Consider the following 23,469-nt stretch of genomic DNA (forward strand, 5'->3'; position numbering starts at 1 on the left):
CGCCGATCAGCGCAGCGCGATCAGTTCCGCCTCGTCGGTCACCACATAGATGGTGTTACCCACCGCGATCGGGGTGATCAGAGCCGGAGAACCCAAGCCGATGCGCTTCTGGACTTCGCCCGTCTGGGCGTCCAGCGAGGCCAGTTCACCCGACGAGCCGACCACGATCAGGCGGTTGTTGGCCAGCAGCGGGCCCGACCAGATCGGACGCACCGGCCGCTTGCCGCCGATGCCGAAGAGGCCGCCGCGCTTCTTGGTGCTGAAGCCCTCGTTCAGGTCGCGGATCCAGTAGATCTGCCCGCTCTCGCGGGAGGCGCAGATCACCTGCCCGTCGCGGGACACGACATAGACCACGTCGCCAGCTGGCAGCGGCGTCGAGATGCCGACGACCGGCAGGCTCCAGCGGGACTGGCCGGTGCGCAGGTCCGTCGCCGAGAAGACGCCGGAGTGGCTCACCGCATAGACGTCGCCTTGATAGATCACCGGACGGCCAGGGATGTCGCGGATCTCCGACAGCGCGCTGGTGCGGCTGGCGCGCGACAGGGCCTCGTTCCACAGGTCGTTGCCGTTGGCGGCGCGCAGGGCGATGAGCTCGCCCGAGCCGAAGGCGGTGATCACCGTGTCGCCGAAGATGGCCGGGCTCGAAGCGGCCAGGATGCGGGCCGGCTCCGAAAGCGCCTGGTAGGTCCAGCCGAGCGCGCCCGTGGCGGCGTCGAACGTCAGCAGGGTGTTGTCCAGCGCCACCACGAACACGCGGCCGGCCGAGACCGTCGGCGCGGCGTGGATCGGCTGGTCCGTGCGGGTGCGCCAGCCGAGCGCGCCGGTGGCCGCGTCGAGTTGGACCACTTCGCGATAGCCGGACGAGACGTAGAGCTTGCCGTCGGCGAAGGCGATGCCGCCGCCGAACGCCTCACGGTCCCGCCGGTTGTCGTCCGGACGGATGTTGGTGCGCCAGACTTCGGCGCCCGACTGGGCGTCGCGAGCGGAGACATTGGCCTCGGCGTCCATCACATAGACACGGCCAGCGGCCGAGATCGGCGGGGCGGTCACATGGTAGCCGCCCTTCGAACCGCGGCCGAAGCCGCGGCGCCAGGCGACTTCCAGGCCAGGCGCGGCGTCCACATTGCCCACCCACTGCTCGGGCGTGCCGCCCGGCAGAGGCCATTCCGACACCACGCTGGGCGACGGCAAAGCGAAGCCCACGCCGGCCAGGGCCTCAGCAGGCTCCAGCCGCTGGTCGGCGGGAACGATCGAAATCCGCTCGCCTTCGCCGGCGATCTCCTGCGGGCCCTTGTCACGGTCGAAGGGGTTCAGGCGCCCGAGAGTGGAGCAGCCGCTCGCGCCCAGGGAGGCGACCAGGAGGACGGCGAGAAGACTGTTGCGGCGCGACGTCATTGAGGACCGTTGGCTTGCGGTTGTTGCGGACCGGCGATCAGGCCGGGCGGCGTCGGAAGGGTCGGCGGCAGCGCCGCGGCAGCCTTAACGGCGCCGGGGATGGCCTTGGCCGAGCCCGTGTCGATCAGATCCATGGCGGCCTTCGCGCGGGTGCGAGCGCCGTCCGGAGCGTCCAGCGAATTGCTGATCACCAGGAAGTCGCCACGCGCGCCGGCGGTGTCCCCGGCCATCAGCCGAGCGAACGCCAGTGCTTCCCGGGCCTGAACCCGGTACGGCCGGCCTTCCTCGGTCAGCGGGGTCAATCGCGCCTCCACGTCCTTGAAGGGCGCGGTGTCCAGCAAAGCGAAGGCAGATTTGAGGCGCGCGGCGTCGGCGAACAGGTTGTCAGGAGCGGCGTCCGCCGCCTGATCAAAGAAGGTGACCGCCTGCGCGGGCTGGTTGTCCCGCATGCGCATGCCGCCGAGCTGCATCAGCGCGAGCGACTTGTACGCCTTGGACGGGGACTTGCTGGCTTCCGTCCAGAGCTGCACCGCCTGAGCCTCGCGGCCCTCGGCGAAGGCCTCGATCGCCTGGTGGTACTGCTCCGACGCCTTGGCGGCGGAACGATCCTGATAGGCGCGCCAGCCCCATAGGCCCAGGAAGGCGACCAGCACGACGGCCGCCAGACCAAGGACGACGGGCAGCACGCGCACGACGAGCTTCCGGTAGCGGTCGGAGCGAAGCTGCTCCTCCACCTCTTCAAACAGATCGGTCACGAAAAGGGACTCCGGACGTTCGTCTCAACAGGGCGCAATAGCGGCCGGGAACCTATAGCGCGCCGCCTTCCGCCGCAACGCTCCGGCTTTGTGGCTAGCCCGCCTTGGCGAAGTAGATTTCGGCCGGCCCCGGGAAACGCCGGGCGCGGACGTCTTCGGCATAGCCTTGCGCCGCCCGCGTGATCTCGCCACGCAGGTCGGCGTAGCGGCGGACGAATTTCGGCGTCCAGTCGAACAGGCCCAGCATGTCGTCGGTCACGAGGATCTGCCCGTCACAGCCGGCCGACGCCCCGATTCCGATCGTCGGCACGCTCACCTGTTCGGTGATCTCCCGCGCCAGGCCCTCGGCGACGCCTTCGACGACGATCGCGAAAGCGCCGGCGTCGGCCGTCATCCTGGCCTCTTCCAGAATGCGTTCGCGCTCGTCCCTGGCCTTGCCCTTGGCCTTGAACGCGCCGTCCACCAGCACCGCCTGCGGCCGCAGGCCCACGTGGCCCATCACCGGAATGCCGCGCTTGACCATATAGGCCACGGTTTCGGCGACGGTTGGGCCCGACTCGACTTTAACCGCCTGCGCGCCCGTCTCCTTCATGATCCGCGCCGCGTTGGCATAGGCCTCTTCGGGCGCGCCTTCGTAGGAGCCGAAGGGCATGTCGACCACCACCATGGCCTTTTTGGACCCGCGCATGACGGCCTGACCGTGCAGGATCATCATCTCCAGGGTCACGCCCACCGTGTTGGGCAGCCCGTGCACCACCATCCCCACCGAGTCGCCCACCAGCAGCAGGTCGCAGGCATCGTCCAGCATCTCCGCCACCGGCGCGGTGTAGGCGGTCAGGCAGACAATGGGAGTCCCGCCCTTGCGGCCGGTGATGTCCGGCGCGGCAAGGCGGCGAACGGCGTCTTGGCGGTGGGAGGACATTGGCCTCAGATCTCCTCGATCACGCGGGTCAGGACAAAGCCCATCATCACGATGGCGACGCCCATCGCCGCCCACACAATGCCGGATCCGGCCGACAGGTCGGGGATCAAGCTTGCCTGAGGCGCAACCTGGCTGAGGCTCGACGATAGAAGACGCGCCGAGCCTTCGGCGCTTTCGACCCGCTGGAACACGTTGGACATGATGAGCTGGCTGGCGCCTAGAACGCCCCCGACGACGCCTGCCGCCCCAATCAACCAGCGGCGGGTCGCCCAGCCTCGATCAAGACGGCGTTCGATTCTCTCCGCAAACTCGCCGGCATCCGGAAATGCCGGGATATCCTGGAACATCCGCTCAAGGCGGCGCTCGAAATCGACCTCAGCCATTCCCGCGCCTCCCTTGTGAAGCGGCGCCCTGCGGCGTCGCCAGTCGCGTTCTGAGTTTATCCAGACCACGTTTGACATGCGATTTGACCGTTCCGAGCGGCAGGTTCAAGGCTTCCGCCGCTTCCCCGTGCGAAAGACCCGCCGCGAAGCAAAGCGACACGCAAATGCGCTCGCCCGGCGACAGCGTCTTGAGCGCCTCGTCCAGGTCGATCGCCGCATCGGCATCGCCTCCCTGGATCTCCTCCTCGATGCCGCTCTCGTCGGCGAAAAGGTGGAGCTTCCGGTCACGCTGAAGCTTTCGCAGGTAGAGTCGAGCGGCGATCCGCTTCATCCATCCTGCGAAGCTGCCCTCGCCGCGATACTCGGCGATCCGCTCGAAGGCGGTTAGGAATGCATCCTGCGCCACGTCGTCGGCTTCGGCAGGCTGCGCGCCCATCCGGCGCAGCAAGCCTCGTACGGAGGAGCCGTGCCGACGCACCAGCTCTCCGAAAGCTCGCCTCTCCCCTACAGCGGCGTGGGTGCAGAGCTCCACGTCGTGCAGGCTGGCGAACCTGATTGTTTTCGAGCCCGGCATGGGCTGGTCCCCCGGCTGTCCAGCCCTGTCCTAACGGCGGTCCTTGGCGACCAAGGACATCACGATGAAGGCCAGGCCGATGAAGCCGGGGAAGCAGGCGACGCCGATCATGGGCATGGTCGCGTCAGGTTCTTCGAAACCGATCGCCACGCCCATGGCCGCAAAGCCGACGGCCACGCCCAGCCAAATAATGCCGGTGCGCAGGTCGCGCTGGGGCGACGGCGGGGTCTTCACGTCCTTGGACATGGCGTCCACGACTTCGGGGGGCAGCGGTTGGCCGCGTTCGATTGCGGCGCGCAGGGTGTCGGCCATTTTTTGCCGCTCCTGACTCTTGAGGTACCGGGGGGCTATGACGATCGCCGCAATCATCGCGAAAAGCGCGATCGGGACCAGGACGTCTTCCATGTCTTTTCTCCTCGATGCACGGGTCCGTGCTGGCCCGTCTTCTGATGGAGAGAGACATGGCCGCGTGGCTACAGATGCAGCCTAAGCCATGAAATGTTCGCAATGATTCCCAAAGCGAAGCTTTGCCGCGGCTTCAGGCGAGCGCGGTCTCGTACTGCTCCGGCTTGAAGCCGACCAGCAGCCGGCCATTCGCCTCGAGCACCGGGCGCTTGATCATGGACGGCTGGGCGACCATCAGCGCGATCGCCCGCGCCTCGTCCACGCCCTGCTTGTCGGCGTCAGGAAGCTTCTTGAAGGTCGTGCCCGCCCGATTCAGCAGGACCTCCCATCCCACCTGCCCGGCCCACTCCTGCAGCTTCTCCGGCGTCACCCCCTCCTTCTTGTAGTCATGGAAGACGTAGGCGACCCCATGGGTCTCCAGCCAGGTCCAGGCCTTCTTCATGGTGTCGCAGTTGCGGATGCCATACAGCGCAACGGTCATCGGAAATCCTCAGAAGGGCGGACGGAAGTGGCGAAGATCGAACTCAGCAAGACCACGCGCGACGCCATGGCCGACCAGCTTCGACGCTATCTGCGAACCGAGCTGGAGGTGGAGGTCGAGGCGTTCGACGCCGTGTTCCTGGTCGACTTCATCACCGAGAAGCTTGGCCCCCAGTTCTACAACCAGGGGCTCCACGACGCGCAGGCGGTGCTCCAGGCCAGGTTGGAGACGCTGACCGAAGCCATCGCCGACCTGGAGCAGCCGGTCAGGACCTGACTATTCCCACTCGATCGTGCCGGGTGGCTTGGAGGTCACGTCGTAGACAACGCGGTTGATGCCCTTCACCTCGTTGATGATCCGGGTGGCGGCGCGGCCGAGCACTTCCCAGGGAAACTCGAAGAAGTCCGCCGTCATCCCGTCCGTGGATGTCACGGCGCGCAGGGCGCAAACCTCGTCATAGGTCCGCGCGTCGCCCATCACGCCCACGGTGCGCACCGGCAGCAGCACCGCAAAGGCCTGCCAGATGGAGTCGTAGAGCCCGGCCTTGCGGATCTCTTCCAGATAGATCGCGTCGGCCTTCTGCAGAACCGCCACGCGCTCCGGCGACACCTCGCCCGGAATGCGGATCGCCAGGCCCGGACCGGGGAACGGATGCCGCCCCACGAAGGCTGGCGGCAGGCCGAGTTCGACGCCCAGCTTGCGGACCTCGTCCTTGAACAGCTCGCGCAGCGGCTCGACCAGCTTCAGCTTCATGTAGTCGGGCAGGCCGCCCACGTTGTGGTGGCTCTTGATGACGGCCGACGGGCCGCCGGACGCCGAGACGCTCTCGATAACGTCCGGGTAAAGCGTGCCCTGCGCCAGGAACGCCGCGCCTTCGATCTTGGCCGCCTCGCGGTCGAACACCTCGACGAACAGGCGACCGATGGTCTTGCGCTTGGTTTCCGGGTCGGTGACGCCGGCCAGAGCGCCCAGGAAATCCTTCGACGCATCAACGTGCACCAGCGGGATGTTGTAGTGGTCCCGGAACATGGTGACGACCTGTTCGGCCTCGTTGTGTCGTAGCAGGCCGGTGTCCACGAACACGCAGGTCAGCTGGTCGCCGATCGCCTCGTGGATCAGCACGGCGGCCACCGACGAGTCGACGCCGCCGGACAGCCCGCAGATCACCTTGCCTTCGCCGACCTGCTCGCGAATGCGGGCGATCGCCTCGTCGCGGAAGGCCTTCATGGTCCAGTCGCCCTTCAGCCCGGCGATCCGGTGGGTGAAGTTGCGCAGGATCAGCGCACCGCGCGGGGTGTGCGCCACTTCCGGGTGGAACTGGATGCCATAGAAGCGGCGCCCCTCGTCAGCGATCACGGCAAAGGGCGAGCCCTCCGAAACCGCCACCGCCTCGAAGCCGGCCGGCAGGGCCGTGACCTTGTCGCCGTGGCTCATCCACACCGTTTCGGAGTGGCCCAGAGCGCCCAGGCCTTCGAGCAGCGGGCTTTCTTTGACGATCTCGATCTCCGCCCGGCCGAACTCACGCGTCGTGCCCGGCTCCACCTTGCCGCCCAGCTCGGCGCACATGGTCTGCTCGCCGTAGCAGATGCCCAGGACCGGCACGTCCAGCTCGAACAGGCGCTTGGGCGCGGCGGGGCTGGCCGCCTCGTGCACGCTGGCCGGACCGCCGGACAGGATGATCGCCTTGGGGGCGAACTCGTCCAGGATGGTCTCGACCTTGTCGTAGGGGTGGATCTCGCAGAACACCCCGCTTTCGCGCAGGCGCCGCGCGATCAGCTGCGTCACCTGGCTGCCGAAATCAACGATCAGGACCCGTTCGTGGCCGGTTTCGTGGAAGGTCTCGGTCATGGCGGGCTCCTCTTCAGCTGGCGGGCGGACGCTCGAGCACCGCGACGAAGAAGCCGTCGGTGTCGGACGATCGGGGGGTCAGGCGCAGGTAGCCCTGCGGCGTCAGGTGCTTGGCGAGTTGCGCATCGGCGCTCACAGGGCGCACCCGGTATTCCGGATGCCGCTGCAGGAAAGCCTCGACCCGGTCCTCATCCTCTTCCGGGAGGATCGAGCAGGTCACGTAGACCAGCCGACCGCCGGGCTTGGCAAAGGTCGCGCCGGCGTCCAGCACGGCGTCCTGGTCCGCCTGGCGCTTGGCCAGCGCTTCGGGCGTCAGCCGCCACTTGGTGTCCGGATGCCGGCGCCAGGAGCCCGTGCCAGTGCAGGGCGCATCGATGAACACCACGTCCATCTTGCCCTCCAGGCCCTTCAAGGGGTCGCGGTTCACCGGCGACCGGACCTGAAGGTTGCGCACCCCTGCCCGCTCGCCGCGCCGAATGGTGTCGGTCAGGCGCCGCGCGTCGCTGTCGTAGGCGTAGATCTGGCCGGTGTTGTTCATCTCGCCAGCCAGGGCGAGCGTCTTGCCCCCGCCGCCGGCGCAAAGGTCGAGAACCTGCTTGCCTTTGACCTCGCCGGCCGCCGCGGCCGCCAGCTGCGAGCCCAGGTCCTGCACCTCGAACCAGCCCTTGGAGAACTGCGGAATGGCCTCCACCGCCCCGCTCCGCGCGCTCGGATCCGGAGCCGCGACCCGCAAGGCCGTGGGCAGGACGCCTGTCGGCCGCGCCTCTACCGAAGCCAGCGCCTTCAGCGCCCGCTCGGGATCGGTCTTCAGCAGGTTGACCCGCAAGTCCACGGGCGCCCGCTGCGCCAACGCCTCGCCCTCCTGCGCCCGCGCCTCGCCGAACGCACGAGCCAGCGAGCCGTCCAGCCAGTCCGGATAGTCGCCGCGCACCGCATCCGGCGCGTCGGCCAGGTCTCGCGGCTGCTCCAGCGCCGCCCGCTCGGCTTCCGTCAGCGCGCCAGGGCCATGCGGGGCCTCCGCCGCGCACTCGGCCACTCGCTCGGCGGGCCAGCCCCACAGGAACCGGACCGCCGCCAGAACCGCCGCCCGCGGGCTGTCGTCGCCCATGCGCCAGGCCAAGGAACGCTTGCGCCGCAGGACGTCCAGCACCAGCCCCGACACCCAGGCGCGGTCCTTCGCCCCGGCGTAGCGCGCGCTGTCGCCCCACGCCTTCAGCGCCAGCCGGACGGGCCGGTGGCGCTGCTCGATCTCGGTCAGGACTTCGATAGCCGCCGCAAGGCGTCCGGCGTCACGCAAGGGAGCTACTCGACGGTTGAAAGACAGCGGCCGGCGTCGCGAGGACGCCGGCCGCCGGAAGAAGGACCAGGTCGGAGGCGACCGACGTCCGCACTCAGACCGGGCTCGGATAGTTGGGCGCTTCCCGGGTGATCATCACGTCGTGGACGTGGCTTTCACGCAGGCCCGCGCCAGTGATGCGGATGAACCGCGCCCGCTCCCGGAATTCCTGGAGGGTGCCCGCGCCCACATAGCCCATGGCCGCCCGCAGCCCGCCGACCATTTGGTGCAGCAGCGGCGCGATCGGACCCTTGTACGGCACCTGCCCCTCGATGCCTTCCGGGACCAGCTTCAGCGCTGACACTTCCTTCTGGAAGTAGCGGTCGGCCGACCCTTGAGACATCGCGCCCAGCGAGCCCATGCCGCGGTAGGCCTTGTAGGAGCGTCCCTGGTAGAGGAACACCTCGCCCGGCGCCTCGTCCACGCCGGCGAAGAACGAGCCCATCATGGCCGCCGAAGCGCCCATGGCCAGCGCCTTGGCCAGGTCGCCCGAGTACTTGATCCCGCCATCGGCGATGATCGGCACGTCCGAGCCGCGGGCGGCGCGGACCGCGTCCATGATCGCCGTCAGTTGCGGCACGCCCACGCCCGCCACGATCCGGGTGGTGCAGATGGAGCCGGGGCCGATGCCGACCTTCACCGCGTCCGCGCCCGCGTCGATCAGCGCCTTGGCGCCGTCGTGCGTGGCGACGTTGCCGGCGACGATCTGGACGCGGTTGGTTTCGCGCTTGATGCGGTCCACCGCCTTGGCGACGTCGGCGTTGTGGCCGTGGGCGGTGTCGATCACCACCACGTCCACGCCCGCGTCCACCAGCGCCATGGAGCGCTCGTAGCCGTTGTCGCCCACCGTGGAGGCAGCGCCCACCAGCAGCCGGCCCTGCGCGTCCTTGGCCGCGTTCGGGTGCTGCTGGGCCTTTTCCATGTCCTTGACGGTGATCAGGCCGACGGCGCGGTTGTCGTCGTCCACAACGATCAGCCGCTCGATCTTGTGCCGCCGCAGCAGCTCGCGGGCCTCGGCCTGGGCCACGCCCTCGCGCACCGTGACCAGGTTGTCCTTGGTCATCAGCGCCTTGGCCGGCGCGTCGTCGCTGCCCTCGAACCGCATGTCGCGATTGGTGAGGATGCCGCACAGCTTGCCGTCCGCATCCACCACCGGGAAGCCGGAGATCTTCTTGCGCGCCTTGATCTCGCGGATCTCGCGCAGCGTCGTCTCAGGCCCGATGGTCAGCGGGTTGATGACCATCCCGCTTTCGTAGCGCTTCACCTCGCGCACCTGGTCGGCCTGCTCCTCGGCGGTCAGGTTCCGGTGCAGGATGCCGATGCCGCCGCTCTGGGCCATGGCGATGGCCAGCCGGCTTTCGGTCACCGTGTCCATGGCGGAGGACACGAGCGGAATGTTCAGTTTGATCTCTCGCGTGAACCTGGTGGCGACATCCACCTGGGTCGGCATCACATCGGATGGACCCGGTTCGAGCAAAACATCGTCGAAGGTGAGCCCTTCGCGAATCTCCATGGAGACACCTCGTTTTGCGGCGCTCGTATAAGCGGAAGGCTCCAACCCCGGCAAGGGCTTGCCCAAGATTCATTTCAAGCGCTGCTGTCCCGGCCGCAACTTCTGGGACCCCGGCGTCGTTTTGGCCTCTGCGCCCAAGCTTGCGGGCGCTGCTGGGCAAATGGGGGGCCACGCCCCTCGGGCAAGGGGCTGGGGATGAAGACTCCAAACGGCGCGGCGTCGCAGCCGCGGTATATCGATCGTCCGGAGATCACCGAGGTGTTCGCCGACCGGCTTGAGCACGTGTTCTTCGACGGCGTGACCTTGCGCATGGAATTCACCGTGGTGCGGACCGAGGCCGAAAGCGGCGCGACCCGCTCGGTGGAAGCGCCCAAGCAGTGGGCCTACACCGCCTCGCGCGTGGTGATGTCCGGTCGCTCGGTGGTCCAGCTCCTCAACAAGATGCACGAGCTGCAGGCCCTCATGACCCGGCAAGGGTTGATCGAGGCGCGGCCGAATCCAGATAGCCAAGCTTCATGACGCGCAAGCTTGCGGCTCCACTCGCCCTTCTGGGCGCCTGCCTCGTCGCGCCTGAAGCGCTGGCGCAGCAGTCCCTCACCTATCCCACCGCCATGGATCGCGACGGGCTCGCCACTTGGCTGCGCAGGGAGACCGACATCACCCCCGAGCAGGTGATCGCCGTCAGCCCGTCGGCCATCACCAGCGTCGTGTCGACCTATCCGCTGTTCAGCCCCCCGGGCCAACGCGTCTCGGTGCGGGCGGAGGCGATCACGCCAGATCACGCCGCCCGCCGCGGCGCGGTGTCGTGGCAGACCACGGCCGACCTCGATTGCGCCGGCCGCCGCATCCGGGTGGGCGCCACCACCGGCTACACCACGCGCAACCTGCTCGGCCAACCGATCGCCGTCTCGCCGGGCGACAACGACTGGCGCACGCCGCCTCCGGGGACCCAGCTGGAGAGCATCTGGCGGGCCTTCTGCGACAAGAGCTTCCAGCGTCCGCTGGCCGCCGGCGTGGTCGTGCGGACCACGGACGTCATCGCCCCGCCGACGCCCGCCGCTCCCGCGCCACAAGCGCCGCCCCCCGCGCCGGCCCGCGCAGCGGCCACGCCCGCACCGGTCGCCACTCAGGTCCGCCCCTCGACGCAGGCGGCGCCGCCAGCCGCCGCTCCGCAGCCCGCACAGCGCGCCACGCCCGCGCCCCGCGCCCAGGCCGCTTCGCCGACGCCGGTCCGTCCTGCGGTGGTCGCCAATGTCGCCGTCCAAGTGGTCGGCTCGCCGGATGAGGCGGAAGCTAGGCGCGTGGCCAGCCGCGCCGCCGCACGTCGGCCGGGGCTGACGTCTGAAGCGGTCCGGGCGACGGTGAACGGACGAATTGTCTTTCGCGGCCTCGTTCGCGGCTTCGCCAGCCGCGCGGCGGCGGGCGCCTTTTGCGAGCAGCTCAAGGCGGCCGGCCAGGCCTGCTTCCTGCGTTGAGGCCTACCGGCCCTTGAAGCCGGTGGCGACCAGATAGACCTCTGACGAGTCGGCGCGGCTCGCCTTCGGCTTGACGTTGCGCACGTCCGTGAAGTGCCGCTTCAGCTCGCCGATCAGGCTCGCCGTCTCGCCGCCCTGGAACGCCTTGGCGACGAAGGTGCCGCCAGGCTTCAGCACGTCGATGGCGAACACCATGGCCGCTTCGATCAGGCCCATGATCCGCAGGTGGTCGGTCTTGCGGTGCCCCACGGTGTTGGGCGCCATGTCGCTCATCACCAGATCCGGCGCGCCGCCCAGCAGCTCGATCAGCCGCGGCCCGCACTCGGGATCGGTGAAATCCATCTGGATCAGGTGGGCCGGCGGCAAGGGATCGATGGGCAGCAGGTCGACGCCCACCACGTCCTTCACGCCCCGCTCGATGGCCACCTGCGTCCACCCGCCGGGGGCGGCGCCCAAGTCGATCACCTTCGCGCCCGGCTTCAACAGCCGAAGCTTGTCGTCGATTTCCGTCAGCTTGAACGCTGCGCGGCTGCGATAACCCAGCGCGCGGGCCTTGGCCGAGAACGGGTCGTTGATCTGGCGCTCGAGCCAGCGCTGCTGAGAGGGCGTCCGCTCCTTGGCGGTCTTCAGGCGCGCCGGCTTGCCGCGGCCCCCTTCGGTGCCGCCGGTCGGCGGCTTCACCATGCGTTTGCGAGGCGGTTCGGTCATGCGGCGGTCGCCTGTCTTGCGGGGCCTCGATTGCGGCGGCGCCGTTTCCGGCGCACGCCGCGTTCGGCCATCAGGGATAGCAGGATGCCCTCGCGAAGGCCCCTGTCGGCGACGCGTACTCGGTTGCAGGGCCACAGCTCCTGCACAGCCTGCAGGATCGCGGCTCCGGCCAAAACCAGGTCGGCGCGGTCCGGCCCGATGCACGGCTCGTCGGCGCGCCCCTGCGGCGTCAGGGCCAGCAGCCGATTGGCCGCGGCCTCGCACTGCCCCCGGGTCATCCAGATGCCGTCCACCCGGTTGCGGTCATAACGCGGCAGGTCGAGGTGCAAGCCCGCCAGGCTGGTGATCGCGCCCGACGTTCCAACGAGGTGGGCGCGGTCGGCTTCGAAAATCGGACGCATGCCGTCGGCGCGCTCGAAGGCGGCGATTTCGGTCTTCACCGTGTCGACCATCCGACGGAACCAGGCTTCGGTCGGCTCGTCACCTTCGGGGAAGCGCTCGGCCAGGGTGACCACCCCGATCGGCACCGACAGCCAGGCCCGCACCGGCGGGGTCCCCGTTTCCGGCGCGCCCTTCAGCTCCACCCAGGACAGCTCGGTAGACCCGCCCCCGACATCCACCACCAAAGCGGCGTCCTGGCTGCGGTCCAGCAGGTTCAGGCAACCGGCGACGGACAGCCGCGCCTCTTCCCGCGGGCTGATGATCTGCAGCTTGAGGCCGGTTTCCTCTGCCACCCTGTCGATGAACGCCTGGCCGTTCTCCGCCATCCGGCAGGCCTGTGTGGCGATGGCGCGCAGCCGCACCACGCGGCGGCGGCGCACCTTCTCGGCGCTGACCTTCAGCGCAGCCAGCGCCCGCTCCATGGCCACGTCCGACAGCCGACCGCTCTGGGTCAGCCCTTCGCCGAGACGCACAATGCGGGAATAGGCCTCGACCACCCGGAAGCTCGCCCCATGCGGTGTGGCGATGAGCAGCCGGCAGTTGTTCGTTCCGAGGTCCAGGGCGGCATAGCACGGCGGCTCGCCTGATGACCTGACCCGGGCGCGCATGCGGGCGCCGCGCGCCCTCGGCGCTTCGTCCATGGACCGCCTTCTTGTCCTACGCAGACGCAGCCCCCCGGGGCGCGCCTGATTTCCCGACGACTGTAGCAAGGCGGAAGCGTCGCTGGGAAGCGCGGCCTTGAAAGGCGCTTCGACGCACGACGTTCACCTCCCGGTCAGGAGAAGCCTGCTATATTCCCGGTCATGCACTCGCGACTCGCCAAATTTGCCATCGGCCAGGTCGTCCGCCACCGGATCTACCCCTTCCGGGGCGTGATCTTCGACGTCGATCCGCAGTTCTCGAACACGGACGACTACTGGTTCTCGATCCCCGAGCACATCCGGCCCAGCAAGGACCAGCCGTTCTACCACCTGTTGGCCGAGAACGATGAGAGCTCCTACGTCGCCTATGTGTCGGAGCAGAATCTCGTGGAAGACGAGACGGGCGAGCCTGTGACTCACCCGCAGGCCCAGCTCATCTTCGAATCCTTCGGGTCCGGTCAGTACAAGCTGCGTCCGCGCATCAGCCACTAAGGGCAGACTTGCTCTGGGCCGGCGAGGCCCTGCGCAACTTTCTTCCGCGACAGGCTTGCGGGCCGCCACTCTTCGAACGGAACTTCCGCTACAGCGGGTCCATTCTGGCTGCATGAGCGCGGATGGATTTGCAAACGGACCGCCTCCTGGGGCGCGACCGGACTGGACGATCGACCAAGGCTGGGACAGCTACAGCCAGGCCGAGCACGACGTCTGGATCACTCTGTACGAGCGGCAAGCCAGCCTGCTTCCAGGGCGTGCCTGCGACCCCTTCCTGCGTGGCCTTGAGGCGCTCGACCTGCATCGTACCGGCATTCCGGACTTCAACCGCATCAACGAGGAGCTCCAGCGGCTGACCGGCTGGAGCGTGGTGGCGGTCCCCGGGCTCGTGCCTGACGAGGTCTTCTTCGACCACCTGGCCAATCGACGTTTCCCCGCCGGCCAGTTCATCCGCCGCGCCGACCAGCTCGACTATCTGCAGGAGCCGGACGTCTTCCACGACGTATTCGGCCATGTGCCGATGCTCACCGATCCGGTGTTCGCCGACTACATGCAGGCCTATGGCAAGGGCGGCCAGCGGGCGCTCGGCTACGGCCACCTGCATAACTTGGCCCGCCTCTACTGGTACACGGTCGAGTTCGGACTGCTTCAGACGCCCCGAGGCTTGCGGATCTATGGCGCGGGCATCGTCTCCAGCCTGGCGGAGTCGATTTTCGCCCTGGACGATCCGTCGCCGAACCGGCTCGGCTTCGATCTGGAGCGGGTGATGCGCACCCCCTACCGGATCGACGACTTCCAGCAGGTCTACTTCGTGATCCCGTCACTGCAGTCGCTGCTGGACGCCACCACCCAGACCGACTTCGCACCGATCTACAGCCGGCTGGAAACCGCTGCGGACGTGCCCATCGCCGAGGTCCTGTCCCAGGACCAGGTGTTCACGCGCGGCACGCAGGCCTATGCCGCCGCGGGCGGCCGACTGGCGGATCAGTAATCCCGCCGCCAGCGAACGGCGAGCCGCGCACTGCCCTGCCCCTGCAAGCGCGACAGGATCGACAGATTGCGGCGCACGCGCCACTCGACCTGGGCTGACGGTCCTTCGCGGCCGCCGCCGGTAAGCTCCAGATAGACGTCGTCGGTCAGGTACTTGCCGCCGGAGACGGTCATGGCCGTGTCGCCGCCGCCGCCAAACGCCAGGCGGTCGAGCCCGGCGAAGCTCCTCAGGTTGCCGATCACGTCGAAACCGCCGCCGCGGCTCAACGCGGAAAGCGCGGACGCGAGCTGGGCGGCCTCAATGGGAGAGAGCTGCGAGGCTGAGCGGCCGAACAGCACCTGGCTCAGAACCTCGTCGCTCGGCAGGCTTGGGCTGGAGGTGAAGGTGATCTCCGGCCGCTCGGCGGTGCCGCGGATCCGCGTCACCGCCGTCAGAGACGGGTCGTCGCGGGTCGCCGTCAGGTCGAGCCGGATGTCGGCGGGATCGGTGGACAGGTAGACCACGCCTGATTGGTCGAACTCGAAGCGGCGCCCGGCGAACTCGTAGTCCCCGCGCACCACCCGGGCCGCGCCCGACAACTCCGGCTCGTTCGTGGTGCCCCGGACTCGGGCTTCAAGCGACAGCTCCATGTCCAGCCCATGTCCGCGCAGGAAGATCCGGCGAGGCGCCCGAAGCGTCACGTCCAGGTTCCAGCCGAAGCCGCGCAGATTGGCGGGCGGCAGCGAGACCTGCATTTCGTCGGGCCGGTTGCGCTCCACCACGTCCATCATCACCACCCCGGACGGAGTCGGCAGTTCGGCCGCGATGTCGGCGCGGTCAATGGTCAGGTCGCCTGACAGCCGCACCCGCCCATTGGCGTCACGGGCGATGGTGGCCGGTCCGCTCGCCGAGGCGGTGGCCTGCTCGTTGTCGATTAGGCGGAAGCTGCGCAGGTCGAGCCGGAAGCTCGAGACGCCGGCGCGCTCCAGGCTGATGCGGCCCGAGCCGCTGACCGAACCGCCGCGCCCGTCCACGCCGGAGGCCTGGGTGACATCCACCTCGTCGTCGTCGAACACCGCCCGCAGCGCCACCTGGCGCAGCGACAGGCCCGTGTTGCCGTCGTCGAAGCGCCCATTCTCCACGGTGATCCGGCCCAGCGCAGTGGGGTCCGCCAAGGTGCCGCCAAGGGTGCCTTCGGACCTCACCTGGCCAGAAAGGCTGCGTTCGCCGCCCACCAGCAGGTCGAACAGCGGCCGCACCTCTCCCTCGGCGAAGAAGCGGCCCTGCATGGGGCGGCGGCGTGCGATGGCCACGCGGAACGGCGCGGCGGACGCTTCGGTGGGCAGCACCAGGCTGGCGTTGGCCCGCAATCCTTGACCATTGGCGGCGATCGCCTCCAGCGACAGGGTGTTGTCCGCCAACCGACCGCGAACCACGCCGTCCACGCCGGAAGCGGCCGGCGCGCCGCGACTGCGTGCGCCCTTCAGGTCGGCCATGAACGTGCCATCCAGCCGGCCTTCACGCCCTTGCAGGCTCAAGGTCCCGTTGACGCCGCCGGCGAGGTCTTCGTTCAGCAGGGAAAGTGCGACGCCGCTGAGCTGGGCGCGCAGATCCGCTTCCGCCGCCGTGAACCGTCCGTCGACCACCACGCGACCGCCTTCGGAGGAAGCCAGCCGCAGACGTCCGGTTCGCTCGTTCTCGTTGAAGGTGATCACGGCGGTTTCGGTTGTCCGCAGGTCGCGCTCTCCCAAGGAGCCGCCGCCGTCGAAGGCCACCGTGTAGCTGGTGCGAACCTGCGAAAGCGCCCCGCGCCCGGCCAGTCGCCAGGCGCCGGCCCCTGACGCGCCTCGGGCCTCTACCGTGTAGGGCAAGCGCGCCATCGGCCCGTCCGCCGACAACTTCAAACTCCGGATGGTGAAGTTCGCACCGGGCAGGCGCATGCCGTCGCCAGCCAGATCCAGGTCGCCGCGTGGACCGCCGGGCGCGTCCACGATGCGGACAGTCCCGCCCACGCGGCCAGCGTCCAGCAGCGCGCCCTTTCCGACATTCACCCTCAGGTCGGCCGCTGAGGGCTCGTCGCTGCGCAGCGACAGGGATCCACTTGCCTGAACCCCGCCGCCTTCCGCCGAGATGTTGAAGAGATCGACCCCGGCGCTGTTCTCCAGCAGCCGCATGTCCGAACGCCACCTCGCCGGGCCATAGGCGCTGTCGGCGGTCAGGGACACCGCGCCGCCGGTGCCGTAAGGCTCCTTGGTGAAGGTCATGAGGATGTGAGCGTTGCGCAGCGGTAGGCGCGGCACGTCCACCTCCGGCACGTCGGCGATCAGATCGGCCCGTGGGCGCTCAACCGTTCCCGTGACCGTGCCCGTGCCCGCGCCTCGTCCGGTGATCTCGACGGGGCCGACGCGGAACGGGCCGCTGGCGCTCCAGTCGCCTTTGAAGTCGAGCGAGAAGTTGGGCCCCATCACGCCCCTGGCGTTCACCGTCGCAGCGGCCCCGTCGAACCGGATGCCGGTGAAGGTCATGTGCTCGTCGAGATAACTGGCCTTGAACCGGAGCTTGGGACTACGCCCGGCCATGCGGTCGAACTCGACATAGCCCATCGCGAAGTTCTGGCCGTCCGCCTTGACGTCGAAGTCCCACGGCTGGCGGTCGCGGCGCTGCAGGGCCGACCATGTGGCCACCGCCCCGCCCATGCCGCCGAAGTTCGCCTGCTCGAGCTTGGACAGCACGGCCTTGCCCTTGAAGGTCAGCCCGCCGAACAGGGTGCGTCCGCCCTCGGCGTCCAGCTTCAGACCATTGCCGAGGATGTGTACGTCGCGCCCGAGGATCCGGCCGTCGGGCAACCGCTGGATTTCGTACACGCCTCGCGGCGCCGCCCCCATGAACACCGCGAACAGGCTGTCGCCCCGCCCGTCACGCGACGTCAGCGAGCCTTTCGCGGTCAGCAGCCGGTTCTTCAGGACTCCCTCGATCGGCCCGCTCGCTTGCGGCAGGTAGTAGCCCCACAGGTCGAGGCCTCCCGCGGTGAAGGTGCCCTTGTAGCGCCAGGTGTCGCGGGACTTGGTCAGGACGCCGGCGCTGCGCGACGCGCCCACCGTCGGACCGCCGGTCAGCCGCGACAGCTGCCTGGTGCTGGCGACGATGCTCAAGCCTCCTGGGCCGAGCTCCCGTTCGCCAATATCGCCAAAGCCTTGGGCGGAGAAGTTCAGGTTCTCGGCGCGAACTTCGCCGCGCAGGGCGAAGTACTCGGGCCCCGACTTGGCGCCCGAGATCTGGAACTCCGCCGAGGGACCGAACCTGCGGGCGTAGTCACGCAGCAGGGTCGAAGATGTCAGGAGCACGCGGCCGCTGGCTTGGCCGCCCTGCCGGGTCCAGGCGCCTTGGGCGTTCAGCGGCTCGACGGCGCCCGAACGGGCCACGGCCGTGAACCGCCCTTCCGCCAGGCGCCCGCCCGCCACCGCCTTCAGCGAGAACGGCTGGTTCGCCGGCAGCCCCAGGGCGCCCGCGATGGCCCCGCCCTGCACTTCCTCGCCATCGGCGACCAGGACCAACGGCCGGGTCTTGGCGATGTCGAACTCGACGTTCAGGTGGTCGCCCGCGTGCAGGATCGACGCCGCCTTCAGGCTGCCGCGCTGCCCGCCGCCGCGCTGCACCGCCAGCTCGAGATCGACGTCGTAGACGCCTCTCCGGTAGCTGAACGCCGGCAGCATCTCGACCCGCGCATGGGCCTCGTCGATGAAAAAAGATACAGGCAGGCCGCGGTCCTTGCCCTTGGGCGTCAGCATCGGCCGACGCAGCACTTTCAGCGACTGTATCTCTATACGATCGGCGTGAAAGCGACGCCTTAGAAGTTCGGCGTAACGCCATGTCATATGGACGTTATTGGCTTCCAGCCAGACACCCTGTTCGTCGCGAATAGTGAGCCGGCGGACTGTAAAGTCGCGCCACACATCGCCGGCCAGTCCCTCGACCTTCAGCCGCCCGAACCGCCCGATCTTCAGCCCGTCCGTCCGCGCCTCGATCAGCAGCCGCGTCTGCGGGATCAGCACCCCGTACCGGGTGCCCAGGAACACGCCCCCGAACAGGATCAGCGCGCCCAGGAAGACCGACAGGAGCGCGCGCCGGATGCTTCGCCGCGCCGGCTCCTGCGGCGGCGCTTCCGCCTCGGGCATGTCGTCGGCGTCGGTCAAAAGCTCTGCCCGATGCTCACATAGACCTGGAAGGGAGCCTCGCGACGCCGCTTCTTCACCGGCGTGGCGAAGTCGACCCGGATCGGCCCGAAGCTCAGGTTGTACCGGATGCCCACGCCCGCGCCGATGCTGAGGTCGTCGAAGCCGGGCAGCTGGTCGGTGCCAATGGCCCCGCCGTCCACGAAGGCCGCCACGCCCCAGGGTCCGAGCACATCATGCCGAACCTCGGCGGAGGCTTCGAGCAGCGAAGCGCCGCCTTGCGGCGTGTTGTCAGCCAGCCGCGGCCCCACCGCCTGATACGGGAACCCCCGCACGGAGCCGCCGCCGCCCGCGAAGAACCGGCGCGAGGCCGGGATCTGGGGGATCGTGCCGTTCACGATGCTCCCTACCCTCAAGCGCCCGGCCAGCACGGTCCGCGCCCGGGCCCCGATCGGCAGATAGCCGCTGCCCTGAGCTTGCAGCCGTAGATAAGGGACCGTCACCTCCCCCGTCAGCAGCGTCGGCTCGGCCCGCGCGCTCACCCGCCAGCCCCGTCGTGGATCCAGCGGATCGTCGGAACGGTCGAGGGCAAGATCCAACAGCCCGGCCGCCGTGACGATATCCCGCCCAAGCGGCGTCAGGGTGCCGACCCGCAACTCATTCGTCCGGCTGAGATCCAACGAGGCGCCAACCGTGAGGTATGAGCCGCCGATGAAGGAGAACAGGCTTCGGCCGAACCGGCGCTGAACGTCCGCCCGGATGCCAACGCCCGTCTCGTCGAAGGCGTCGGTGCGCGTGCGGTATGCGCCTGCCGTGGCGGTCAGGGTCTGGGTGGGTCGCATCCAATGCGGCAAGGCCACGCTGGCTTCCGCGCGGCTGTCCACGTTCGAGGCGCGGCCCATGAGGCTCACCGTGTCGGCCCGCCTCAGGAGGTTGTACCGCGTCCAACGTGCTTCCAGGCCCGCGCCTTCAGCCGTCGCATAGCTGCCACCGAGTTCAAGCGTGCGCGGCCGGCGCTCCGCCAGGCTGACCACGATTGGGCGAAGCCCGTCAGGTGTCTCCTCCCCAACGGGAGCTAGCGCCACCGTGACGGACTCGTAGACGTTGGCGTCCAGGAGGCGCCGCTCGAGCTCCGCCACGTCGTCTGGATCGTACGTCTGACCGCTTCGCCAGGGCGCCAGCCGCTGCACCCACCCAGTGCGTGTCCGCCCACGCGTAACCAGGCGGATGCCATCCAGACGCACCAAGGGACCGGAGGCGATGCGGAAGGTCGGACGCACGGTGGTGTCAGCGTGATCGACAACCACCTCACGAGGCTGGGCCGCCGCATCGGCGTAGCCCAGCTGCTGAACCGCCGCGACAGCGCGCCCTTCAGCAGCGATGACGTCGGGTGCGCGGCCAGGGCGTCCGGGCGCAAGCCCCAAGGCCCGCGTCGCGGCCTCCGCAGCCTGCGGCTCCGGCGGCTCACCTACCCATCGCAACGCCGGATCGGCGAACACGAAGCGCGCTCCGGGCGTAACATGGACTGTGGCTGGCGGCGCGTCCCCCTCCCCAATCTCCGGCTCCACCACATAGGCGTAGTAGCCCTCCGATCGAAGCACGGCGATGGCATCCTCCGCCGCGGCCCGAGCCCGGCGGCGAGCTTCGAAGCGGTTCTCGATAGGACGTTCGCTTTCGCCGATCGCCTGGGCGATCGCCGCCCTGAGGTCGTCCGGCAGGTCGCCGGTAATCTGAGCGTTAGGCTCATCCGCACGCGCGGGTGCAGCCGCCAAAGGCGTGCAGAAGGCCGCCGAGGCGGCGACGGCGTACACCAGTCGACCCAACCCGAGATTCCCTAGAGCGCCCCCGCGCCGGATGTAGCTTTGGCCGTGGTCTGTGTCACCCAGAAGGACGCCCTCTCGGAGACGCGTCGGGTGGATGCGTCTAAGGGCCACGCGCGCGCCCACCAGCGGGAACGACGAGCGGAACATCCATTTGGGATCAGGGAGTTGGTAGGCCGGCTGGGATTCGAACCCAGGACCATTCGATTAAAAGTCGAATGCTCTACCACTGAGCTACCGGCCCGCTGTGTCCGGGACTCATGGGTGCGAACCCCCGGGCTAAGCGGCGCGGACCATAGGCGCCGCGGCCGAGCCGCGCAAGACCGGCGACGCCTTAACAGGGCCAAGGTCTTAGCTAGACTCACAACTAATGCGTCGACTCACCTCAACAGTCCTGCCTCTCGCCTGTCTCGCCTTGGCGAGCTGCACCACCCCACGCGCCGATGGCTCGCCGCGGATTCAGACCACGAACGAAGCTAACCGGGAGAATCTGACCGGCGCGGTACGGGCGCCGCTGCGCGACATCAACGTCCTCCGGACCAAGATCCCGCCCGTTCTCCTGGCCGCAATCGCCGATCCCTACGCCCGGCCTGAAAAAGCCAGCTGCCAAGCTCTGATCGAGTTGATCCGGCCGCTCAACGACGCCCTAGGCGCTGATCTGGACACCCCTTCCCAGGATGAGGATGACCTTCTCGACAAGGGCCGCGGCACGGCCCTGAGCGCCGTCGCTGGCGTCACCACCGAGGCGATCCCGTTCCGGGGCTGGGTCCGCAAGCTTTCCGGCGCCGAGCGGCACGACAACCTGGTGCAAGCCGCAATTATGGCTGGCGGCGTCCGTCGGGCTTACCTGAAGGGCTTGGGCGAATCGCGCGGCTGCTCGCCTCCCGCGACCCCCTCGCACGAGCTTGCTGGGTCGACGCCGCCGACCCAAGGCTGGAAGCCCCGCTACCCCATCCGGCGCTGACGGTCCGCAAACGTCCGGCGGAAAGCTTCGAGCCGTCCTTCAGCGATGGCGGCCCGCAGCTGCGACATCAGATCCTGGAAGAAGGCGATGTTGTGCCAGGACAGCAGCACCTGGCCGAGGATCTCGTCGGCTCGGACTAGGTGGTGCAGATAGGCCTTCGAATAGTCGCAGCTGGGCGACACCGAGCTGTTCGAATCGAGCGGGTTTTCGTCTTCGGCGAAGCGCGCGTTCTTCAGGTTGATCGGACCGTCCCAGGTCCAGGCCTGGCCGTGGCGACCGGAGCGGGTCGGCAGGACGCAATCGAACATATCGACGCCGCGGGCGACCGCTTCAACGATGTCGATGGGCTTGCCCACACCCATCAGATAGCGGGGACGTTCGGCCGGCAGCATCTCAGGGGCATAGTCCAGCACCTCGACCATGCCCTCGTGCCCTTCCCCGACGGCCAAGCCGCCGATCGCATAGCCATCGAAGCCGATCTCGCGCAGCCGGTCGGCTGACTCCTGGCGAAGACTAGCGAAGGTCCCGCCCTGCTGAATGCCAAACAAGGCCTGGGCGTCGCGCGTGCCGAACGCATCCTTGCACCTTTGGGCCCACCGAGCCGAACGGCGCATCGCGTCGGCCGCCTTGTCTTCGGTGGTCGGCAGCGAAACCAGCTCGTCGAGCTGCATCACGATGTCGGAGCCAAGCAGGTCGGCCTGGATCTCCATGGATCGTTCCGGCGACAGCACGTGCCGCGAGCCGTCGAGGTGACTTTGGAACGTCACCGCCTCTTCCTTGACCTTGCAGATCTTGGAGAGGGACATGACCTGGAAGCCGCCGCTGTCCGTCAGGATGGGCTTGTCCCAGCGCATGAACTTGTGGAGCCCGCCAAGCCGCGCGACCCGCTCGGCCGTGGGACGCAGCATCAGGTGGTAGGTGTTGCCGAGGATAATGTCGGCGCTGGTGGACTTCACCTGGTCCACCGTCATCGCCTTCACCGTGCCGACCGTGCCCACCGGCATGAAGGCCGGCGTGCGGATGTCGCCGCGCGGCGTAGCCAGGATCCCTGTCCGGGCACGGCCGTCCGTGGCGTCGATTTTGAACGGGAACGCTGCCATCAGGCCCGCCACAGCAGGCTGGAGTCGCCATAGGAATAGAAGCGGTAGCCGCTCTCGATGGCGTGGGCGTAGGCCGCGCGCATGGTCTCATATCCCGCAAAGGCCGAGACCAGCATGAACAGGGTCGATTTCGGCAGGTGGAAGTTGGTCATCAGCCCGTCGGCGGCCCGGAACCGGTAGCCCGGGGTGATGAAGATCGAGGTCTCGTCCATGAACGGCCGGATCACACCGTCCTCGCCCGCTGCGCTCTCCAGCAGCCGCAAGGAGGTTGTCCCAACGCAGATGATGCGTCCGCCCGCCGCCCGCACCGCGTTCAGCCGGTCAGCGGTCGCCTCGTCCACCTCGCCCCACTCGGCGTGCATCCGGTGCTCCGACAGGTCTTCGGACTTCACAGGAAGAAAAGTGCCGGCGCCCACATGGAGGGTCACGAAGGCGGTCTGAACCCCGGCAGCTTCCAGCCCCGCGAAGAGTTGCGGCGTGAAATGCAGGCCCGCCGTCGGAGCGGCGACCGAGCCGTCCTCCTGCGCATAGACAGTCTGGTAGTCGGCGCGGTCCTTCTCGTCTTCCCCGCGTTTGGCGGCGATATAGGGCGGCAGGGGCATGGCGCCCCGCTCCGAGATCGCCACGTCGAGGTCGGGTCCGGACAGATCGAAGGCGAGGGTGACCTCTCCACCCTCACCTTTCTCCTTCACCGTCGCGTCGAGCGCCGACAGCAGGCAGGCTGCGTCGCTGGTGGCGCCGAACGCGATCCGGTCGCCAGGGCTGAGCTTCTTTCCAGGACGCATGAACGCCGTCCAGACGTGGGCGGACAGGCGCTTATGGAGGGTCGCCTCGCACGCCACTCGGCTCTCGCCACGCAGGCGAACGCCCTTCAGGCGCGCCGGGATGACCCTGGTGTCGTTCAGAACCAGGATGTCGCCGGAGCGCAGCAGGCCCGGCAGATCGTAGACGCGTAGGTCCTGCAGCGGCGCACCGGGCTCAACCAACAGCAGTCGCGCGGAATCCCGAGGGTTCGCGGGGCGAAGAGCGATGCTCTCCTCGGGCAGAATGAAGTCGAAATCAGCAAGACGCATA

At 68.5% G+C, this 23,469-nt stretch carries 22 protein-coding genes and 1 tRNA gene; 6 read left to right on the top strand and 17 right to left on the bottom strand.

Annotated features, from left to right (window positions below; genetic code table 11):
• Nucleotides 1-6: 6 nt before the first annotated feature.
• The 7 genes from DJ018_RS13950 to DJ018_RS13980 form a co-directional block, all read right to left on the bottom strand.
• Nucleotides 7-1,395: a PQQ-like beta-propeller repeat protein gene (locus DJ018_RS13950; protein WP_111515570.1), complete on the bottom strand. Its 1,389-nt coding sequence runs from the start codon at nt 1,393-1,395 to the stop codon at nt 7-9.
• A complete protein-coding gene (locus DJ018_RS13955; protein WP_111515571.1) occupies nt 1,392-2,150 on the bottom strand; it encodes a tetratricopeptide repeat protein in 759 nt (252 codons plus the stop codon). Before DJ018_RS13955 ends, DJ018_RS13950 begins: the two co-directional genes overlap by 4 nt.
• 94 nt (nt 2,151-2,244) lie before the next feature.
• A complete protein-coding gene (gene panB / locus DJ018_RS13960; RefSeq protein WP_111515572.1) occupies nt 2,245-3,072 on the bottom strand; it encodes a 3-methyl-2-oxobutanoate hydroxymethyltransferase in 828 nt (275 codons plus the stop codon).
• A gap of 5 nt (nt 3,073-3,077) precedes the next feature.
• Nucleotides 3,078-3,455 carry a hypothetical protein gene (locus DJ018_RS13965; RefSeq protein ID WP_111515573.1) on the bottom strand — a complete coding sequence of 126 codons (378 nt, stop codon included), beginning with the start codon at nt 3,453-3,455 and terminating at the stop codon, nt 3,078-3,080.
• Nucleotides 3,448-4,029 carry an RNA polymerase sigma factor gene (locus tag DJ018_RS13970; protein WP_111515574.1) on the bottom strand — a complete coding sequence of 194 codons (582 nt, stop codon included), beginning with the start codon at nt 4,027-4,029 and terminating at the stop codon, nt 3,448-3,450. The genes DJ018_RS13965 and DJ018_RS13970 overlap by 8 nt, the downstream gene beginning before the upstream one ends.
• Before the next feature lie 30 nt (nt 4,030-4,059).
• Nucleotides 4,060-4,434, bottom strand: a complete 375-nt coding sequence (locus DJ018_RS13975) for a DUF6249 domain-containing protein (RefSeq protein WP_111515575.1) — start codon at nt 4,432-4,434, stop codon at nt 4,060-4,062.
• 133 nt (nt 4,435-4,567) lie between these two features.
• Nucleotides 4,568-4,915 carry an ArsC family reductase gene (locus DJ018_RS13980; protein WP_111515576.1) on the bottom strand — a complete coding sequence of 116 codons (348 nt, stop codon included), beginning with the start codon at nt 4,913-4,915 and terminating at the stop codon, nt 4,568-4,570.
• A 27-nt stretch (nt 4,916-4,942) separates the two neighbouring features.
• On the opposite strand from DJ018_RS13980, the gene DJ018_RS13985 reads away from it, so the two are divergent.
• Nucleotides 4,943-5,191: a DUF2164 domain-containing protein gene (locus DJ018_RS13985; RefSeq protein WP_240609554.1), complete on the top strand. Its 249-nt coding sequence runs from the start codon at nt 4,943-4,945 to the stop codon at nt 5,189-5,191.
• Here the strand turns inward: DJ018_RS13985 and guaA are convergent, their stop codons facing one another.
• The 3 genes from guaA to guaB form a co-directional block, all read right to left on the bottom strand.
• Nucleotides 5,192-6,763 (bottom strand): glutamine-hydrolyzing GMP synthase, encoded by a 1,572-nt coding sequence (gene guaA / locus DJ018_RS13990; protein ID WP_111515578.1) that lies wholly within the window; start codon nt 6,761-6,763, stop codon nt 5,192-5,194. It abuts the gene before it with no gap.
• Between the two features lie 13 nt (nt 6,764-6,776).
• Complete coding sequence (locus DJ018_RS13995; RefSeq protein ID WP_111515579.1) at nt 6,777-8,060, bottom strand: RsmB/NOP family class I SAM-dependent RNA methyltransferase; 1,284 nt, start codon at nt 8,058-8,060, stop codon at nt 6,777-6,779.
• 94 nt (nt 8,061-8,154) lie between these two features.
• Complete coding sequence (gene guaB / locus DJ018_RS14000; protein ID WP_111515580.1) at nt 8,155-9,612, bottom strand: IMP dehydrogenase; 1,458 nt, start codon at nt 9,610-9,612, stop codon at nt 8,155-8,157.
• Nucleotides 9,613-9,807: 195 nt separating this feature from the next.
• On the opposite strand from guaB, the gene DJ018_RS14005 reads away from it, so the two are divergent.
• Nucleotides 9,808-10,131, top strand: a complete 324-nt coding sequence (locus tag DJ018_RS14005; RefSeq protein WP_111515581.1) for a hypothetical protein — start codon at nt 9,808-9,810, stop codon at nt 10,129-10,131.
• On the top strand, nt 10,128-11,087 hold the full coding sequence (locus tag DJ018_RS19335; RefSeq protein WP_205853774.1) for a surface-adhesin E family protein: 960 nt from the start codon (nt 10,128-10,130) through the stop codon (nt 11,085-11,087). Before DJ018_RS14005 ends, DJ018_RS19335 begins: the two co-directional genes overlap by 4 nt.
• Before the next feature lie 3 nt (nt 11,088-11,090).
• Here the strand turns inward: DJ018_RS19335 and DJ018_RS14015 are convergent, their stop codons facing one another.
• A complete protein-coding gene (locus DJ018_RS14015; RefSeq protein WP_240609555.1) occupies nt 11,091-11,795 on the bottom strand; it encodes an RlmE family RNA methyltransferase in 705 nt (234 codons plus the stop codon).
• On the bottom strand, nt 11,792-12,877 hold the full coding sequence (locus DJ018_RS14020) for a Ppx/GppA phosphatase family protein (RefSeq protein WP_111515582.1): 1,086 nt from the start codon (nt 12,875-12,877) through the stop codon (nt 11,792-11,794). The genes DJ018_RS14015 and DJ018_RS14020 overlap by 4 nt, the downstream gene beginning before the upstream one ends.
• 162 nt (nt 12,878-13,039) lie before the next feature.
• Between DJ018_RS14020 and hspQ the strand changes: the two genes are divergently transcribed.
• Both hspQ and phhA read left to right on the top strand, forming a co-directional pair.
• The gene (gene hspQ / locus DJ018_RS14025) at nt 13,040-13,369 is read left to right on the top strand and encodes a heat shock protein HspQ (RefSeq protein WP_111515583.1); all 330 of its coding nucleotides are present in this window, start codon (nt 13,040-13,042) and stop codon (nt 13,367-13,369) included.
• 112 nt (nt 13,370-13,481) lie between these two features.
• Nucleotides 13,482-14,360: a phenylalanine 4-monooxygenase gene (phhA, locus tag DJ018_RS14030; RefSeq protein WP_111515584.1), complete on the top strand. Its 879-nt coding sequence runs from the start codon at nt 13,482-13,484 to the stop codon at nt 14,358-14,360.
• On the opposite strand, the gene DJ018_RS14035 is transcribed toward phhA, so the two are convergent.
• The 3 genes from DJ018_RS14035 to DJ018_RS14045 all read right to left on the bottom strand — a co-directional run bounded on the left by DJ018_RS14035 (nt 14,354) and on the right by DJ018_RS14045 (nt 20,575).
• Nucleotides 14,354-18,532, bottom strand: a complete 4,179-nt coding sequence (locus tag DJ018_RS14035; RefSeq protein ID WP_240609556.1) for a translocation/assembly module TamB domain-containing protein — start codon at nt 18,530-18,532, stop codon at nt 14,354-14,356. The genes phhA and DJ018_RS14035 overlap by 7 nt on opposite strands.
• The gene (locus tag DJ018_RS14040) at nt 18,529-20,334 is read right to left on the bottom strand and encodes an autotransporter assembly complex protein TamA (protein WP_338066145.1); all 1,806 of its coding nucleotides are present in this window, start codon (nt 20,332-20,334) and stop codon (nt 18,529-18,531) included. The genes DJ018_RS14035 and DJ018_RS14040 overlap by 4 nt, the downstream gene beginning before the upstream one ends.
• Before the next feature lie 166 nt (nt 20,335-20,500).
• Nucleotides 20,501-20,575, bottom strand: a tRNA-Lys gene (locus DJ018_RS14045).
• Nucleotides 20,576-20,701: 126 nt separating this feature from the next.
• Between DJ018_RS14045 and DJ018_RS14050 the strand changes: the two genes are divergently transcribed.
• Nucleotides 20,702-21,295, top strand: coding sequence for a hypothetical protein (locus DJ018_RS14050; protein WP_240609557.1), 594 nt, complete (start codon nt 20,702-20,704; stop codon nt 21,293-21,295).
• Here DJ018_RS14050 and tgt read toward each other — a convergent pair.
• Nucleotides 21,277-22,395, bottom strand: a complete 1,119-nt coding sequence (gene tgt, locus DJ018_RS14055) for a tRNA guanosine(34) transglycosylase Tgt (protein ID WP_111515754.1) — start codon at nt 22,393-22,395, stop codon at nt 21,277-21,279. The genes DJ018_RS14050 and tgt overlap by 19 nt on opposite strands.
• On the bottom strand, nt 22,395-23,468 hold the full coding sequence (queA, locus tag DJ018_RS14060) for a tRNA preQ1(34) S-adenosylmethionine ribosyltransferase-isomerase QueA (protein WP_111515586.1): 1,074 nt from the start codon (nt 23,466-23,468) through the stop codon (nt 22,395-22,397). Before queA ends, tgt begins: the two co-directional genes overlap by 1 nt.
• Between the last annotated feature and the right edge of the window lies 1 nt (nt 23,469).

Source organism: Phenylobacterium deserti, assembly GCF_003254705.1.
Taxonomy (GTDB): Bacteria; Pseudomonadota; Alphaproteobacteria; order Caulobacterales; family Caulobacteraceae; genus Phenylobacterium; species Phenylobacterium deserti.